The sequence below is a fragment of the Kitasatospora gansuensis genome, from assembly GCF_014203705.1.
GTDB classification, from domain to species: Bacteria; Actinomycetota; Actinomycetes; order Streptomycetales; family Streptomycetaceae; genus Kitasatospora; species Kitasatospora gansuensis.
In genome coordinates, this window is the sequence record NZ_JACHJR010000001.1 from 5,159,395 (window position 1) to 5,174,790 (window position 15,396).

At 71.5% G+C, this 15,396-nt stretch carries 18 protein-coding genes; 12 read left to right on the forward strand and 6 right to left on the reverse strand.

What is annotated here, in order from left to right; all coding sequences use genetic code 11:
* The first annotated feature begins 33 nt into the window (after positions 1-33).
* A complete protein-coding gene (locus F4556_RS23045; protein WP_184919127.1) occupies positions 34-1,416 on the forward strand; it encodes a glycosyltransferase 87 family protein in 1,383 nt (460 codons plus the stop codon).
* A gap of 199 nt (positions 1,417-1,615) precedes the next feature.
* Here the strand turns inward: F4556_RS23045 and F4556_RS23050 are convergent, their stop codons facing one another.
* The gene (locus tag F4556_RS23050) at positions 1,616-2,032 is read right to left on the reverse strand and encodes an SsgA family sporulation/cell division regulator (RefSeq protein ID WP_057237567.1); all 417 of its coding nucleotides are present in this window, start codon (positions 2,030-2,032) and stop codon (positions 1,616-1,618) included.
* Between the two features lie 228 nt (positions 2,033-2,260).
* On the opposite strand from F4556_RS23050, the gene F4556_RS23055 reads away from it, so the two are divergent.
* Together F4556_RS23055 and F4556_RS23060 are read left to right on the forward strand one after the other, a co-directional pair.
* The gene (locus F4556_RS23055) at positions 2,261-3,523 is read left to right on the forward strand and encodes an RDD family protein (protein ID WP_184919130.1); all 1,263 of its coding nucleotides are present in this window, start codon (positions 2,261-2,263) and stop codon (positions 3,521-3,523) included.
* 92 nt (positions 3,524-3,615) lie between these two features.
* A complete protein-coding gene (locus F4556_RS23060; RefSeq protein ID WP_184919132.1) occupies positions 3,616-4,332 on the forward strand; it encodes an RDD family protein in 717 nt (238 codons plus the stop codon).
* 69 nt (positions 4,333-4,401) lie between these two features.
* Here F4556_RS23060 and F4556_RS23065 read toward each other — a convergent pair whose 3' ends face one another.
* Positions 4,402-4,650, reverse strand: coding sequence for a hypothetical protein (locus F4556_RS23065; protein WP_184919134.1), 249 nt, complete (start codon positions 4,648-4,650; stop codon positions 4,402-4,404).
* Between the two features lie 183 nt (positions 4,651-4,833).
* On the opposite strand from F4556_RS23065, the gene F4556_RS23070 reads away from it, so the two are divergent.
* The 5 genes from F4556_RS23070 (at position 4,834) to F4556_RS23090 (ending at position 9,367) form a co-directional block, all read left to right on the forward strand.
* The gene (locus F4556_RS23070) at positions 4,834-5,517 is read left to right on the forward strand and encodes an endonuclease V (protein ID WP_184919136.1); all 684 of its coding nucleotides are present in this window, start codon (positions 4,834-4,836) and stop codon (positions 5,515-5,517) included.
* Between the two features lie 162 nt (positions 5,518-5,679).
* Positions 5,680-6,153, forward strand: coding sequence for a DUF2563 family protein (locus F4556_RS23075; RefSeq protein WP_184919138.1), 474 nt, complete (start codon positions 5,680-5,682; stop codon positions 6,151-6,153).
* Positions 6,154-6,199: 46 nt separating this feature from the next.
* Complete coding sequence (locus tag F4556_RS23080; protein WP_184919140.1) at positions 6,200-7,585, forward strand: WXG100 family type VII secretion target; 1,386 nt, start codon at positions 6,200-6,202, stop codon at positions 7,583-7,585.
* Positions 7,586-7,683: 98 nt separating this feature from the next.
* On the forward strand, positions 7,684-9,060 hold the full coding sequence (mycP, locus tag F4556_RS23085) for a type VII secretion-associated serine protease mycosin (protein ID WP_184919142.1): 1,377 nt from the start codon (positions 7,684-7,686) through the stop codon (positions 9,058-9,060).
* 103 nt (positions 9,061-9,163) lie between these two features.
* A complete protein-coding gene (locus F4556_RS23090) occupies positions 9,164-9,367 on the forward strand; it encodes a hypothetical protein (RefSeq protein ID WP_184919144.1) in 204 nt (67 codons plus the stop codon).
* On the opposite strand, the gene F4556_RS23095 is transcribed toward F4556_RS23090, so the two are convergent.
* The gene (locus F4556_RS23095) at positions 9,360-9,935 is read right to left on the reverse strand and encodes a GNAT family N-acetyltransferase (protein WP_184919146.1); all 576 of its coding nucleotides are present in this window, start codon (positions 9,933-9,935) and stop codon (positions 9,360-9,362) included. The two genes, F4556_RS23090 and F4556_RS23095, sit on opposite strands and share 8 nt — an antisense overlap.
* A gap of 72 nt (positions 9,936-10,007) precedes the next feature.
* Between F4556_RS23095 and F4556_RS23100 the strand changes: the two genes are divergently transcribed.
* From F4556_RS23100 to F4556_RS23110, 3 genes are all read left to right on the forward strand, one after another.
* Positions 10,008-10,508: a GNAT family N-acetyltransferase gene (locus tag F4556_RS23100; RefSeq protein WP_246511071.1), complete on the forward strand. Its 501-nt coding sequence runs from the start codon at positions 10,008-10,010 to the stop codon at positions 10,506-10,508.
* 64 nt (positions 10,509-10,572) lie between these two features.
* Positions 10,573-11,085 (forward strand): GNAT family N-acetyltransferase, encoded by a 513-nt coding sequence (locus tag F4556_RS23105; protein ID WP_184919148.1) that lies wholly within the window; start codon positions 10,573-10,575, stop codon positions 11,083-11,085.
* A gap of 77 nt (positions 11,086-11,162) precedes the next feature.
* Positions 11,163-11,696 (forward strand): DinB family protein, encoded by a 534-nt coding sequence (locus F4556_RS23110; RefSeq protein WP_184919150.1) that lies wholly within the window; start codon positions 11,163-11,165, stop codon positions 11,694-11,696.
* A gap of 7 nt (positions 11,697-11,703) precedes the next feature.
* Here F4556_RS23110 and F4556_RS23115 read toward each other — a convergent pair whose 3' ends face one another.
* Both F4556_RS23115 and F4556_RS23120 read right to left on the reverse strand, forming a co-directional pair.
* Complete coding sequence (locus F4556_RS23115) at positions 11,704-12,771, reverse strand: DUF2332 domain-containing protein (protein WP_313068510.1); 1,068 nt, start codon at positions 12,769-12,771, stop codon at positions 11,704-11,706.
* A 142-nt stretch (positions 12,772-12,913) separates the two neighbouring features.
* Positions 12,914-13,318, reverse strand: a complete 405-nt coding sequence (locus F4556_RS23120) for an RNA polymerase sigma factor (protein ID WP_184919152.1) — start codon at positions 13,316-13,318, stop codon at positions 12,914-12,916.
* Positions 13,319-13,539: 221 nt separating this feature from the next.
* Here F4556_RS23120 and F4556_RS23125 point away from each other — a divergent pair, with 221 nt between their 5' ends.
* Positions 13,540-14,556, forward strand: coding sequence for a cation diffusion facilitator family transporter (locus F4556_RS23125; protein ID WP_184919154.1), 1,017 nt, complete (start codon positions 13,540-13,542; stop codon positions 14,554-14,556).
* 172 nt (positions 14,557-14,728) lie between these two features.
* On the opposite strand, the gene F4556_RS23130 is transcribed toward F4556_RS23125, so the two are convergent.
* Positions 14,729-15,160, reverse strand: a complete 432-nt coding sequence (locus F4556_RS23130) for a hypothetical protein (protein WP_184919156.1) — start codon at positions 15,158-15,160, stop codon at positions 14,729-14,731.
* Positions 15,161-15,396 lie beyond the last annotated feature (236 nt).

A 15,396-nucleotide genomic window follows, 5' to 3' on the forward strand; every position in this document is an offset into this window, starting at 1 on the left:
GCTAGCTGGTCTACCGGCGGACGGAGCTATCACGTGACAACGGCGCAAGAGCAGCGCAGGGCCCCCCAGGAGCCCGCCCCCGCTGCCCCTGTCACGCCCGGACGGCGGGTCACCGCCGCCCTCGGCGCCCCCGTCCGGGCGCTTCGGGAGGCTCCCCGCCGTCCGCTGGCGATCGCCACGGCGGTGGCGCTGTTCTCGCTGCTGACGTACGCGACGGTGCGGCACTTCGTCGGTACCTCGATGGTCGACATGATCGTCTACCGGGCCGAGGGCGCCGCCGTCGCGAAGGGCCAGGACCTGTACGGGCTCAGGGTGACGGAGTGGAACCTGCCCGCCACCTACCCGCCGTTCGCGGCGATGCTGTTCGTGCCGACCACCTGGTTCGGCATCGGCTTCCTGCGGGTGGCGATCACGGTCGGCAACGTCGGGCTGCTGGCCCTGCTCGCGCACCTCTCCTTCAAGCTGGTCGGCTGGCCCCGCCGGGACCTGCGCGCGGTCGGCGTGGTGCTGGTGGCCGGGCTCGGCGTCTGGCTGGAACCGGTCTTCACCACGCTCCGGTACGGGCAGATCAACCTGGCGCTGGCCTGCCTGGTCCTCTGGGACCTGACCCGGCCGGACGGCCGCCGCTCCAAGGGCATCGCGATCGGCATCGCGGCCGGGATAAAGCTCACTCCCGGCCTGTTCGCCGTCTACCTGCTGATCACGGGCCGGATCAAAGCCGCCTTCGTGGCCGGGGCCACCTTCCTCGGCACCTTCCTGCTCGGCGCGCTGATCCTCCCCGACGCGACCTGGGGCTTCTGGACCAAGTACCTCTACGACTCCTCGCGGGTCGGCAAGACCGAGATCGTCGACAACCAGTCGATCAGCGGCGCGGTCGCCCGGCTGCTGCACACCGCCCACCCGGGGGCCGTCGCCACCGCGGTCGCGGCGCTGGTCGCGATCGCCGGGCTGGCCACGGCGGCCTGGGCGTTCCGCAGCGCCCGCTGGCTGCCCCGGGCCGACGCCTGGGGCGTCTGCTGCGCGGCCGTCACGGCGGTGCTGATCTCACCGATCAGCTGGACCCACCACTGGATCTGGTGCGTGCCCGTGCTGGTGCTGCTCGCGGCTGAGGCGGCGCACGAGCGCTCCCGGCCGGCTGCGGTCCGGCGGCTGCGGTGGCGGCTGATCTTCGCTGCCACGCTGCTCGCCTTCCTCTCCTTCGGCATGTGGCTCGTCCCGCACAAGGGCGACCTCGACCTGCACCTCTCACCGCTGGCCCAGCTCCCGGCGGGGGTCTACCCGCTCACCGGTCTGTGCTTCCTGCTCGTCGCGGCGCTGCGGATCCGCTCCCGGCGGCGGGCGGCGGGGGCGCCGCTGATCCGCCTGCCGCGGCAGCGTACGTCTGCCGGGGTGGCCGAGCCGCTGCGGCAGCGCTGACGGTTGCTGGTGCGGGGGTTCACGTTGGCGTGAACGCTCATGCTGGCGTGAGCGTTCATGGCGGGGGTGACGTTCGCGTTCGGGCCGACGTTCGCGCCTGGGGTGGCGTTCACGTCGGGGGCAGCATTCACGTTCGGGTCGACGTTCGCGTCAGGGTTGATGTTCGCGCCTGAGTTGGCGTTCACGTCTGCGTTTATGTTCACGCGAGCAGTTCCGCCAGCGAGTGGTCGAGGTCCAGCGCCGCCAGCTCGGCGCCCGGCGGCACCAGGCGGTGCGCCCGCTCCAGCCAGGCCGCCACGGCGGGCAGCGGTGCCTCGAGGAGGGCGTCCCCGGCCGGAGAGCTGAGCGCCATGCAGAGCACGCTGCGCCGCCCGGACCTGGTCGGCCAGATCCGCACGTCCCCCTGGCCGCACGGCCGGAAGGTCCCCTCGACCAGCAGCTCGCGGGCGAACACCCAGGTCACCGGGGTGCCGGTGTCCAGGTGGAAGGTGATGTGCACGGCGAACGGGTCGTGGCTGCCGTACGACAGCCGGGCCGGGACCGGGACGCTGCGCTCGGGGGACAGCACCAGGTTGAGTTCGAGTTCGTGCTCGATGACGCTCGTGGACCGCTCCATGACGGGATTCCTCTCGATGTCGTGGGGCCCGCCTCCGAGCCCCTGCATCAGGAGAGAGTGAGCTCCGGCGAAGCTCTTACACGCATTCGCCCAACGTCCTGGAATTGACCAACTGCCCGCCGTCGGGCCCCCGAGGCACTACCCTTTGTGACTGCTCGACGACTGTCCGCCCGCATGCGGGTGCTGACGGGTCGTCCGCTCCACGGTGCTGCCAGGAAAGAGATCCCCATGACGGAACGGCCCCTCGCCGGTGACCTGGACACAGCCCTCGACCCGGCGCCGGGCTACTACCCCGACCCGTCCGTCCCCGGCTTCGTCCGCTACTGGGGTGGCTCCGCCTGGGTGCCGGGCACCAGTCGCCCGGCCCCGCCCGCCGGTGAGTCGCTGGCGCCGCCCCGGGGGGCCACCCATCGGGCGGCCGCCACGTTCGCCCCGGCCGCGCCGCCGCCCCGGCCGGTGGTCGGGTCACCTGGCCGGGTGGAGCCGTCGCTGTCCGCCCTGGCCGCCCCGCCCGCTCCGCTGGCCCCGTCCGCGCGGTCCGTCCCGGCGGCCGAGGAGACCGGTCCGGTCTTCTTCGATCAGACCTCGGGTGGCGCGTCCTTCGTACTGGCGCCGTACGTGGAGCGGGAGTTGCAGCAGACGGTTCAGGAACCTCCCGTGGCCACCGCGTGGCAGGCCATGCCCACCCCGCAGCCGGAGGTGGTCTCCTGGGGTGCGCCCGCCGCGACCTTCGCCGAGCCGACGTTCCGTTCCGAGCCCGCGCCGGCCCCGGAGCCGACCCCCGTTACGCCGCTGCCCGCCCCGCAGTCGGCGCCGCCGGTCGCGGTCGCCGTGCAGCCGCCCGCCGTCGCGAAGCCGGCGGCCGCGAAGCCCGCGGTCGTGAGGCCCGCCGTGGTGAAGCCGGTCGCGGTGAAGCCGACCGCACCCGCGCAGGCGCCCGCCGGCGCCACCACGCGGCCCCCCGTGCCGCGTCGGGCCGGCTCCCGCAAGCCGCCGACACCGCTCCCCGCCGGTCTCGGCCGTCGCGCCGTGGCCCGGCTGGTCGACACGGTGGCGCTAGCCGTCGTCGCCGTCGCGGCGGGTGTGCCGATGATCGGCTCCGTGATCACCCACATCGAGGACAAGGTCCGCCTGGCCGAGGCGGCGAGCGCAGGCCGCGCCGGTCAGCAGGTACGGGTCTGGCTGGTGGACGGGTTGGTGCTCGGCCGGGTGGCGGCGCTGCTCGGCGTCCTGGTGCTGGCCGCGCTGCTGTACGAGGTGCTGCCGGTCTCCCGGACCGGACAGACCTTCGGCAAGCGGCTGGCCGGCATCCGGGTCGCCGACATGACGCGGGCGGCTCTCGCGCCGACGTTCGGCCGTTCGATGGTGCGGTGGCTGGTCCGGCAGGTGGCGGTGCTCTCGGTGGTCGGACTGTTCGCGCCGTTGTGGGACCGTTCCGCCCGGCGGGGTTGGCCGGACCGGGCGGCGCGGACCCGAGTGGTGCGCGCCTGACTGGCCTTCAGTGCGCCGGAGTGGACGGCCCGATGGGGCAAAACGGACTAAATATCCCAACATCGTAGTATCCGTGATGTTCTACTCGGGTCATGAGCACCCATGACCCCTCGTCAGACCCCGCGCCGGAGGGGGGCGACAAGCCCTCCTTCGACAAGCAGCCCCCGCAACCGGGCGGGCAGCAGGGTGCGCCGTCCGATCCCTACGGCGCACCGTCCGATCCGTACGGCGCCCCGCCCCCGCCGGCGGCCCATCCCTACGGCACGCCGCCCCCCGGCGGCCCCTACGGTGCGCCCGGCGGCTACGACGGGAGCCCGTACGGCGCGCCGCCCCCGCCGCCCGCCTACGGTGCCCCGTACCAGGCGGGTGCCGGCCCGGTTCCCGGGATGCCGCCGCTCGGTGGTTGGGGCGCCCGGATCGTGGCCCGCCTGATCGACTTCCTGCTGGTTCAGGCCGTCGCGGTGGTGGTGGTGCTCCCGTTCGCCAACCTCGGCAACCAGGGCGGCTGGGTCGGCGCGGCCTGGCTCGGCTACGCCCTCTACCTGATCTACGAGGGCATCATGCTCAGCCGGGACGGCCAGACCGTCGGCAAGAAGCTGATGAAGATCCGGGTCGCGATGCTGGTCGACGGCAGCGCCCCGACCGGTTCGGCCGCCTGGACCAGGGCGGCGACCTTCGTACTCCCGGCGGTGATCTGCTGCGGCGGGCTGTGGTGGCCGGTGAACGGCCTGTTCGGCGTCTTCGACAAGCCGTACCGCCAGTGCATCCACGACAAGGCCGCCAAGACCGTGGTCGTCTCCACCGTCTGAGCCGCCTGGCGATGTGTCAGGGCCCGTGAGCTGTACCCCGGCTCGCGGGCCCCGGCGCGTGGTTCATCGTCAGCGCTGCGTCGCGTACTCCGGGGTTGTCGTCGGCCGGGCCTGTGGCCGGTGCGAGCCGGCCGCCCGCCGCTGTGCCGAGACCGTCACCAACAGCGCGGTCGCCAGGGTGCCGAGTGCCACCGCGAAGGCCACCAGGACCGCGATCTCGAACACCCCCCGCGACCCGGAGACGGCGAGCAGCACCGCGGCCGCGGCCACCACGGTCAGGGTGCCGGTGAGGAGTTGGGCGATGGTGGGACGCGACATGACAGGACCGTCCTTCGCACGAGTCTTGCGCCGCCGGGAGAAGCCTTGCCTTACCAAGGTGTACCCAGCGCTCGGTCCGGACAAGTACGCCTTCGGCCGACAGCGGGGGCGCAGGGGCGCACGGGCTCACTCGCGTGCTCGGTACGGTGGCATCGAACAGCCGTAGTCACCTGGGGGAAGTCCATGCCCATGCCCGCCGATTGGCCCACCACCGAGGCCGAGGCCCTCGCCGTGCAGCAGCGCCTGCGGGGCCTGGTCGAACCGTCCGGCCCCGGCCCGGCCCCCGACGCCCTGATCGCCGGTGTGGACGTGGCCTACGACGACGACCGGGACGTGGTGGTCGCGGCGGCGGTCCTGCTCTCACTGTCCACCCTGGCCGTCGTGGAGGAGACCACCGCGACCGGGCGGATCAGCTTCCCGTACGTCCCCGGACTGCTCGCCTTCCGCGAACTGCCCACCGTGCTGGACGCCTTGGCCGACCTCCGGCACACCCCCGACCTGGTGGTCTGCGACGGGTACGGTCTCGCCCACCCACGCCGCCTCGGGCTCGCCAGCCACCTGGGCGTACTCACCGGCCTGCGCACCCTCGGTGTCGCCAAGACGCCGTTCACCTTCGTGTTCGACCAGCCCGGTCCCGAACGCGGCGCCACCGCGCCGCTGCTCGACCCCGAAACCGGCGAGCAGGTCGGCGCCGCACTCCGCACCCGGGAGGGCACCAAGCCGGTCTTCGTCTCGGTCGGCCACCGCATCGGCCTGGCCGAATCGGTCGCCACCACCCTGAACCTGACGGCCGGTTACCGCCAGCCCGAGACCACCCGCCGGGCCGACTCGCTCTGCCGCCGGGCGCTGGCGGCGGCCGTGTCCTGATTCGGTACCAATCGCTTCCACGGTGTCACGTCGCCGTTCAGGCCGACGGCGGTATGTGTTAGACATGAGGGTTGTAGGCCCGTGTCCTCAAGACCGGGTCGTACCGGAACAGTTGATACCAGGGCAGAGAGTCGAGTCCTGGCTCCATGGGGGAGGACAGTCGTGAGCACGGGGAACGGCGGCGGTGCCGGCTACCGCGTCGAGGTCGACAACCTACGGGCGTTCGCGTCGCAGGTACGGGGGCTGCTGGACGAGTTCCAGGCACGTGCGGACGGCAGCCGGACGCACGGGCAGAGCGGGGTCGGGCGGGCGGCCTTCGGGACGTTTCCTGAGGCGCAGGCGCTGTTCGACAAGTACGAGGTCATGCGGGACAGCCTTCGGGGCGTCATGGACTTCCTGCAGAACGCCATCGACGAGGCCCAGCGTAAGGCTGATCTCACCGCGGCCAACTACGAAGAGCAGGAGAGCGAAACCGTCCACAGCCTGAAGGTCAACTCGGATGGCTGGTCGGTAGGGAGCGCCACGCCTGCTGTCTACACCTCGCCCGCATCGCGTTCCGGTGCCAGGCAACCCAGTCCGACGGCACCTGCGGGCGCGACTCCGGTCGGTAGCGGTGAGCCTCAAGCGACATGGTGAGCACTCGAGGACCTAGGACTTCGCAGCGGACAGGAGGCACCTACTCATGAGCGATTTCACGAACTTCAACGGCTACAGCCACGGCGATCTCCGTCGCATGGTGAACAGCATGGATTCCGGCGGCATCATGTCGGCGGCGGACCCCTGGCGCCGCGCCACCGATACGCTGAAGCAGATCCGGACCTCTCTCACCACTGCCTCAGGTGATGCCACGGCTAGTTGGGAAGGCTCCACCAGCGAGGCTTTCCACACCAAGATGACCAAGCTGGCCGCCAGTATCAACAATGCGGCGGCTTACGCCAATGATGCTGCGGTGACCCTTGAGCTGATGTCTGCGGCCATCGACGAAGCCAAGCGGACGATGCCGGAGGAACCGAGTTTCTGGTCCAAGGCCGCCGATGCCGTTGGCGACACTGTCGCATCTGCCGCCGGCTCGGAGAGCGAAGACACCCAGACTGCTGTCACGGACGAGAAGAAGTCTCAGGCAGTGGCGGTCATGAACCTGCTGGCAAGTCGCTACCGTGCAGGTACCAACTACCTCAAGCCGCCGCCACCCCCTCCGCACGGCGAGGACTTCGACGTCATCGCCCCTGATTCTTCCGGTCCGGCAGCGCTGACCGGTTTGATCATGGGTGGTGGCGTGGGGTTTGCGGGTGCCAACGGCTCTGGGGGTACGGCGACCAAGGCTCGCTCCACCAGCTCCGTCGGTAGTGTCGGCGCACAGTCTCCGAAGAAGATTCAGCCCAGTGGTCCTACGGATTCCGGTATCAAGGGTGGGACTGCGAACCCGCTTCCCAAGCCGCAGTCTCCGACGCCCTACGGGCCGGTAACTGGGATTGATGGCGTGACAGGGGTCGCTCCGAAGCCGGGAACGGCCTCGCCTGCCGGCCCCGGAGGACCCGGCAGCGGTAATGCCGGGGCGGGTGCCGGATCTGGCCACGGCCAAGGTGGCACCAGTGTGATCGGCGGTGGCACGACGGGTGGTGTGCCCAAAACTGCCACGGTAGGTGGAGCCGCAGGGGCACAGGGGTCGAATGCATTCAGCTCTCGAAGCGGTGGTGCGGCCGGCGGCCGCGCCGGAGCCGCTTTCGGAGCATCCGGAATGCCTGGGACGGGTGGAGGTGCTGCCGGAACTGGTGGCAGCGGCGCCCACGGTGGGTCGAGTTCGAGTTCTGCCCGTCGTGCCGGAGGTACGGCTGGTGCGCTCGGATCCGGTGGTGCAGGCCGTGGTGCTTTCACCGAGGGCGGGTCCGGGCTCGGTCGCGGCCGTGGTCAGGCTGGGCAAGGTTCAGCTGGTCAGGGCGGGGGCATGCCCAGCGCTGCGCAGGCCGGAAAGAAGGACAAGAACGACAAGCGGCGCCCGGATTACCTTGTCGAGGACGAGGAGACCTGGGCGTCCGGTCGGCCGACCAATCCGAACGTGGTGGAGTGACGATCACCAGCTCAGGGCTGGGCCAGGTCGGCGATCGCTGACCTGGCCCAGCCCGAAAAGTACGGCAACGGTTCCAGTGAGCGGAGTAGTCAGTCTTGATGTCCAGCCGGCAGGTTCGGGGAGCAGCTGTTCTTGTTCTGGGGTCCCTGCTGTGGGGCACCACCTATGGCCCGGCTGCTGCGGACAACATCCGCACTGGGCAGTGGGTCATTGACAAGTACGAAGCTGAAACCAAGGTTTGGCCCATCAGCCAGGGCGACAACGTCGTGGTGGCGGTGATCGACAGCGGTGTGTCGGCCACGCACCAAGATCTTGTAGGACAGGTCCTGCCTGGCGCTGACTTCTCCGGGGAGCAGAGCGACGGCAGAGTTGACAAGATCGGCCACGGAACAAGCATGGCGAGCCTGATCGCCGGTCGAGGACACGGTGCCAAGGACGGGATTATCGGTCTTGCGCCGCACGCCAAGATTCTTCCCGTCAGAGTCAACATGTCCCCCCTGGGTGAGGTGGGAAGCGGCGGCGAAGATCGCATTCCGGAGGCTATTCGCTACGCCGTGGACAAGGGCGCCAAGGTCATCAACATGTCCCTGGGAGGTGGTGCTGACAAGAAGGTCCGAGAGGCCATCCAGTACGCCATCGACAAGGATGTGGTTGTGATTGGGGCCTCGGGGAACACCGGAAATCGGGGAACCCCGGTGGACTACCCCGCAGCTGTTCCCGGCGTCGTTGCCGTGGGTGCCGTGGACAGGGACGGGAAGGTCTGGGAAAAGTCGAACCGTGGCCCCGAAACGACACTGGTAGCGCCCGGAGTCGACATCTACTCGGCCGGCCACCAGTCGGCGACGGACTATCGCACGGGCAATGGGACTTCTGATTCGACCGCATACGTCTCCGCGATCGCGGCGTTGGTGCGCTCGAAGTACCCGGAGCTGTCGGCCGGTCAGGTCATCAACCGGCTGATCAAGTCGGCGGTGGTCCCGGCAGGTCAGCAGGTGCCGAACGACAGCTACGGCTACGGCATCGCCTCGCCGCAGAAGGCGCTGGCGGCCAACCCGGCAGTGGACAGCGGGCCGAAGGAGAATCCGCTCCTGTCGCGGGCCGAGTCGCAGCGTCAGCCGTCGTCCGCGTCGTCCGCCGCGCCGCAGCCGTCCGCTCCCGCGAGTGGGGCCACCGCTGGTGGCAACCAGGCGGCGGAGGCGAAGAGTGACGGCGGGGTCCCGGTGTATGTCTGGGCCGGCGTCGGGTTGTTGGCGGTCGTGGTGGTCGGTGGCGTGATCGTGTTGGTGCGGCGGAACAAGGGGGGTGGCGGTGGTCAGCCTCCGTACGGGGGTGGGGGTGCGCCGCAGCAGCAGTTCCCGCAGTACCCGCCGCAGCAGCCGTACGGCGCTCCGCAGCCGCCGCAGCCGCCCTACGGCGGTCACCAGCAGTACCCGCCCCAGCCCGGTGGTGACGGTGGTGGCAACCCGTACCGCTGACACGCCCACGAACGGCGCATAATCCCCGCTCAGGGGGCGGCCCTTCGGGTACTGATGGCCCGTCAGTAAGCCATCGCACCTGAAGGGCCGTCCTGTTATGCGCATGCGTAGCCGCCGTCTGAAGTTCGTCCTGCCCGTTGTCGTGCTCGCGGTGAGCCTCGGCTCGCCGGTGGTGGCCGGTGCCACCGAGGGGCACCCGCCGGCCAATGCCGAGGAGGCGAAGGTCTGTTCGGAGTTGCTGGGGTGGGCGCAGTCGATCGTCGGGCTGCCGGGCACGTCGGTCGACTCGAGTTGCACGGTCAAGTAGCGGCGGGAGTCGGGGTGGCCGCCCGCCATTCGGTGGCCAGGGCGGCCATCAGCAGGGTGTCGTGCCACTGGCCGTTCCAGTGGTGGGCTTGGCGGAGGCGGCCTTCGAGGGTGAAGCCGGCGTTTTGGTAGGCGCGTTGGGCGCGGGTGTTGAAGTCGTAGACCTCCAGCTGGACGCGGTGCAGGCCGATGGCGGTGAAGGCGTGGTCGAGCAGCAGGCGGGTGGCTTCGGTGCCGATTCCCCGGCCGGTGGCGGTCGGGACCAGCGCGATCCGGAAGGCGGCGGACCGGTTGTCGCGGTCCAGGTCCGTCAGGGCGAGTTCGCCGAGGTAGTGGCCGTCGAGGTCCTCGATGGCGAGGTCGAGGCGGTCGGGCTGGTCGGCGCGGGTGGCGCACCAGTGTTCGATGTCGGCGAGGGTGAACTCCCGGCGGGTGCCGGTGAGTCGGCGGTCCTCGGGGTCCTGGGTGGCGCGCCAGGAGTCCTCGGCGTGGCGGGGTGAGAGCGGGACCAGGCGGAGGTGTGCGCCGGTCAGGGTGGGTTTGCGGAGCAGGGCTGCGTCGTTGATCACCTGGTAGTTCTATCGGCGGGCGGTCACCAGCGCCACCGGTAAATGCGTTGCCGCCGCCGGGAGAATGGCGGCATGAGCACAGCACCCCTGACCTGGACCGTCTCCCTGACCGCCGTGGACCACCCGGAGGCGGCCACCGTCCTGTACGAGTACATCGACGAGCTCGCCAGCCGCTACTACGGGCGCCAGGCGACCTCCGAGGAGATCGTGGCGGCGCTCGGGGACGGGGCGGATCTGCGGGAGCCCCGAGGGGCCTTGCTGGTCGCCAGGGACGGGGCGGTGCCGGTGGGCTGCGTCGGGCTGCGCTGGCAGGGGGCGGGTCTGGCGGACGGCGATGCGGAGCTGACCCGGATGTTCGTCCGGAAGGCGGCCCGTCGGGGTGGGGCGGGGGCCCGACTGGTGGGCGCGGCCGAGGAGTTGGCCCGGGCGTGCGGGGCGGGGCGGATCAGGTTGAACACCAGGAAGGACCTGGTCGAGGCGATCGCGCTGTACGGCAGGCTGGGCTACCGGCCGATCGATCCGTACGGGGACGACCCGTACGCGGAGGTCTGGTTGGCGAAGTCCCTCGGCTGAACGGCGCGGGGCCCGGCGCGAAAATCCGTTGGTCCGGAGCGGCCGGGCGGGGCAGACTGCCGGGGTGATCATTCGTGAGGCGACCGCGGCCGACTGGCCCGCCATCTGGCCCTTCCTGCACCGCATCGTCGCGGCCGGCGACACCTTCACCTGGCCCAGGGACATCTCCGAGGAGTTCGCCCGGGAGATCTGGATGAAGAAGCTGCCGGGCCGGACGGTGGTCGCGGTGGCGGAGGACGGCACGGTGCTGGGCACGGCCGAGACGCACCCCAACCAGATGGGGCCGGGGTCGCACATCGCCAACGCCGGTTTCATGGTGGACGAGGCGCACGCGGGCCGGGGCGTCGGCCGGGCGCTCTGCGCGCACGTGATCGAGCAGGCGCGCGCGGACGGGTACCGGGCGATCCAGTACAACGCGGTGGCGTCGAGCAACTCCCGTGCGGTGGCGCTGTGGAAGTCGTTCGGGTTCACGGTGCTGGCGGCCGTGCCGGAAGGGTTCCTGCACCCGGAGCTCGGCTATGTCGACCTGCTGGTGATGTACCTCCCGCTGAAGGCCACCGACCCGGCCGAGGTCTAGCAGCCTGGCGGTATCTCGGCGGCGGCTGGCCGTTCCGGCCCTGGCAGGGGCCGGTGCGCGGCCAGCATCCTGGAGCCATGATCACTCCTGACACCAAGGACTGGACCTGGGTCCTGCACCGCCCCTGCCCCGACTGCGGCTTCGACACGCCGGCGGTCGTCCGGGAGGAGGTCGCGGGACTGGTCCGGGCCAACGCCGCGGCCTGGGCCGCCCTGTTGACCGAACGCCCGGCGGCGGAGCTGCGTCGGCGGCCCGCCCCCGAGGTGTGGTCCGACCTCGAGTACGCCTGCCATGTCCGGGACGTCTTCCGGGTGTTCGACGTCCGGCTGCGGCTGATGCTCGACCAGGACGGTCCGCTCTTCCCGAACTGGAACCAGGACGAGACCGCGGTCGCCGAACGCTACGGCGAGCAGGACCCGGCCCTGGTGGCGGCCGAACTGGTGCCCGCCGCCGAACAGTTGGCGCAGGGCTTCGAGTCGGTGAGCGGGGCGCAGTGGCAGCGCACCGGGGACCGCAGCGACGGCGCCCGGTTCACCGTCGAGTCGTTCGCCCGGTACCTGATCCACGACCCGGTGCACCACCTGTACGACGTCACCGGCGGCAAGCGGTAGTCGGCGGCTACCAGGCCCGTGCGGGCAGCCCGTGCGGTACGGCTTCGGCGAGCACCTGCGCGGGGCCCGTCCCGGTCCGGACGGTGAGCACGAACCGGTGCCGGTCCGAGCCGGCCACCCGGCTGGGCTCGAACGCCAGGTGCGCGAACGGCGCGGTGGGGGTGGCGGCGGCCGCGAGGCGCGCCAACTCGGCCTCCACCTGGGCCCATTCGGCGGCCGGGACGTACTGCCGCATGATCGAGTGCCAGACCACGGTGAGCGCGCCTTCGGCCACCGTCACCCCGCCGAGGAACTCGGCCGCGCCGAGCCGCTCGACCGTCACCGGGTGCTTGGCGGCCAGCGCCAGCGCGCCGTCCAGCCGGGCGGCCCGCTCGGGGCGGTCGGCCCAGACGTACGAGCGCAGCGCGAGGGCGCCCTCCGGCGAGAGCGGGTCGATCGGGGTCGGGTCGCAGCCGCGCCGTTCGGTGAACTCCAGGTCGGGCAGCGGCCGGTCGAGCGGGAACACCGGATCGCCGCGCCAGGCGTCGGTCAGCCGGACGGGGGAGTCGGCCGGGCCGTGGGCGCCGCCGGACCACTCGCAGCGGAACCGGTCGGCGAGCAGGTTGAGGCCCGCGCTGGCCCCGAGTTCGAACAGCCGGACCGGCCGCGGGGCGTCCGCCAGGACGTGCAGCAGCCCGGCGATCAGCAGGTTGGCCCGGCCGGTCTCGTTGGTCTGCGGGGGCCTGGTGAGCCAGTTCCTGACCCAGTCCAGGTGCTCGGCGACGGTGGCGCGGAAGACCGTCCAGGCGGCCTCCGGGACGGGCACGGTGAACGCCCCGCCGGCGCTCGGGTAGTACGCCGCCAGGGCCGGGGCCCGGCCGGTCAGCACCAGCGCGTGCACCCCGCCGAGCAGCCGCAGGGCGATCGCGTCCGGTCCTGGGGCCTGCTCGTGTCCCACGATCGCCGCCGCGCACGGGCCGCCCGCCGCCACGTCCAGTGCCGCTCGGCGGAGCAGGAACTCGTAGAGCGGGGAGCCCAGTTCACCGCAGGCGTCGGCCTGCCGGTCGAACATCGCGGCGGCGTGGGGGAGTGGCACCGGCGGGCTCCTCGGTCGAGTGACCACCCGTCAGGGGCGGCGCCTCCCATCATTCGCCCGTCTGGAGCCGAGGTGAAGGTGCCACGGGGGTGACGACGATCACCGGCGGGCGGGCCGCCCGGCTGGGGCGGTCACCAGTCGGTCACCAGTCGGCCGCCTCGCGCAGGGCGTGCCGGAGCTGGCTGGCCACGTTCGCCGTGTCGGTGCCGACCACGTCGGCGATCTCCGGGGTGGCCAGGCCGACCACGTAGTGCAGGATGGCCAGATCCTCGTCGGCGGCGGTGACCCGCTGGGTCGGCACCCGGGCCGGGTCGAAGCGGGCGGCGACGGTGGCTCGCAGGATCCGCCAGGCGGCCGCCGTCGGGTTGGGACTGCCCAGGATCTCCGCCCAGCCCGCCGCCATCACCGCGAAGGCCTCCTCCACCACCGACGCGGCCAGCCCGCCCTCGCGGAACCAGACCCGGGCGTAGCTCAGGTACCGGGGGTGGTGAAGCTCGCGGAAGGCAATGAACTCCACGGAGGAGAGCGGGTCATGACGATTGGTCACATCAGCCTCTCGATCCGGTGGGTGGGGTGGCGGGTGACGGGTGGTCCATGCTCACTCTAGGGCCTTGCGCGGCTGCTTTGAGTGACAAGTCCCATCAGCTGCCCGGGAAGGGTGCGATTGAGCCGTTGTATGACGGTGTGTCAGTTGCGAGCGCTGCGCACCTGGTCAAGGTGGGTAGAACGGCAGTGGCTGCAAGGGAGTTGGTGTGCCACCGTACCTCCATGGAGCCGCACGGACACTCGCACGAGCACCGGAACGAGCACCACCACGGGCACGAGCACGAGCACGGGCACGGGCATCCGCAGGGGCACTGGTCGTCGCTCAGGCACCTGCTCCGGCCGCACTCGCACGACGCCGCCGACCGCCTCGACAGCACTCTGGAGACCTCCGCCGAGGGCCTGCGCACGCTCTGGATCTCGCTGGTGGTACTGGCGCTCACGGCGGGCGTGCAGGCCGTGGTGGTGGCGCTCTCCGGTTCGGTCGCGCTGCTCGGCGACACCGTGCACAACCTCGCCGACGCACTGACCGCGGTGCCGCTCGGGCTGGCCTTCCTACTCGGCCGCCGGGCGGCCAACCGCCGCTACCCGTACGGCTACGGCCGGGCCGAGGACCTGGCCGGGGTGGCGGTGGTCGCCGTGGTCGCCGCCTCGGCGGTGTTCGCGGCGGTCACCGCCGTGCACCGGCTGCTGCACCCGCAGCCGGTCGGCCAGCTGTGGGCGGTGGTCGGTGCGGCGCTGGTCGGCTGCCTGGGCAACGAGTGGGTGGCCCGCTACCGGATCGGTACCGGGCGGCGGATCGGCTCCGCCGCGCTGGTCGCCGACGGTCTGCACGCCAGGACCGACGGGCTGGCCTCGCTGGCCGTCCTGCTCGGCGCGGCGGGCAGCGCGGCCGACTGGCGGCTGGCCGACCCGGTGGTCGGGCTGGTGATCACGGGAGCGATCCTGCTGGTGCTGCGGAGCTCCGCGCGGGAGGTCGGGCGGCGGCTGATGGACGGTGTCGATCCGGCGCTGCTGGACGTGGCGGAGCGGGAGCTGCGGGCGGTTCAGGGGGTGTACGGGGTCGGTGCGCTGCGACTGCGGTGGATCGGGCACTCGTTGCGGGCCGAGGCCGACGTCCTGGTCGACGGCAGCCTCACCGTGGCGGCCGGGCACCAGGTCGCCGAAGCGGCCGAACACGCCCTGATCCGGGCCGTCCCCCGCCTCCGCGCGGCCACTGTCCACCTGGATCCGTACACCTGATGCTTCCGCAGGCGCCCAGCCGGTTACGGTCCAGGGGCTCGGGGAACGGCGACGGTTCATGGCTGGCGGGGCAAAATGCGAAAGTGCCTGACCATCTACGCACGGATCACCTTGTACGAGGTCGGCGTCGCAGTTCCCCGAGCCCCTGGTGGCGCGGCCTTGCGAGCCGCCGTCAGCAAGTGCGGTTGGGTTCCTCGGGTTTGCTGCGGGCGCGCTTCGCGGCTGCGCCGGCGGCGGTGGCCGCCGCGGCGGCTGCGGCGGAGGCCGCGGCGCGGCGGTTCGGCTGCTCGGGGATGCCGGCGGCCTCGGCGGCCTCCCGCGCTTCGAGGTAGGCGTGCACGGCGGCGATGCCGTAGACCGGCTGGATGAGCTGGTTGCCCTTGAAGAACGGGCGGGCCGGGGCGAAGCCGGCCGCGATGACCAGATCGCGGATCTCGGCTATCTCCTCCTCGGTCCGCGCGGTGAAGCGGACCTCCCAGCCCTTCTTGTACATGTGGCCGTCGTCGCCGCTGCGCCGGGCCAGGTCCGGCTGGCGGACGTAGCCGGGCAGGCGACCGAGGCGCAGCTGGGCAGCGCGCAGGGCGGCGGATTCGTCACGTGGCATGAAGCGATGTTAGGCAATCCTGAGGGGCGGCCGTGACCCCCGGACGGCGGGGGAGCGTATGGCGCTCGTCACTCTGGGTCAGCCATCGCAGGTGACGGGGTGTTCGAGTGGGTCGAGGTGGCCGTACAACCGCCGTGCGGAAAATCGGATGGTACAGGCCAAGTCCGATCGATACCGGCATTCGGTTGAACATCAATTGGTCCGAATGGGTGAGGGTATGGGGACTTTAGTGCGGG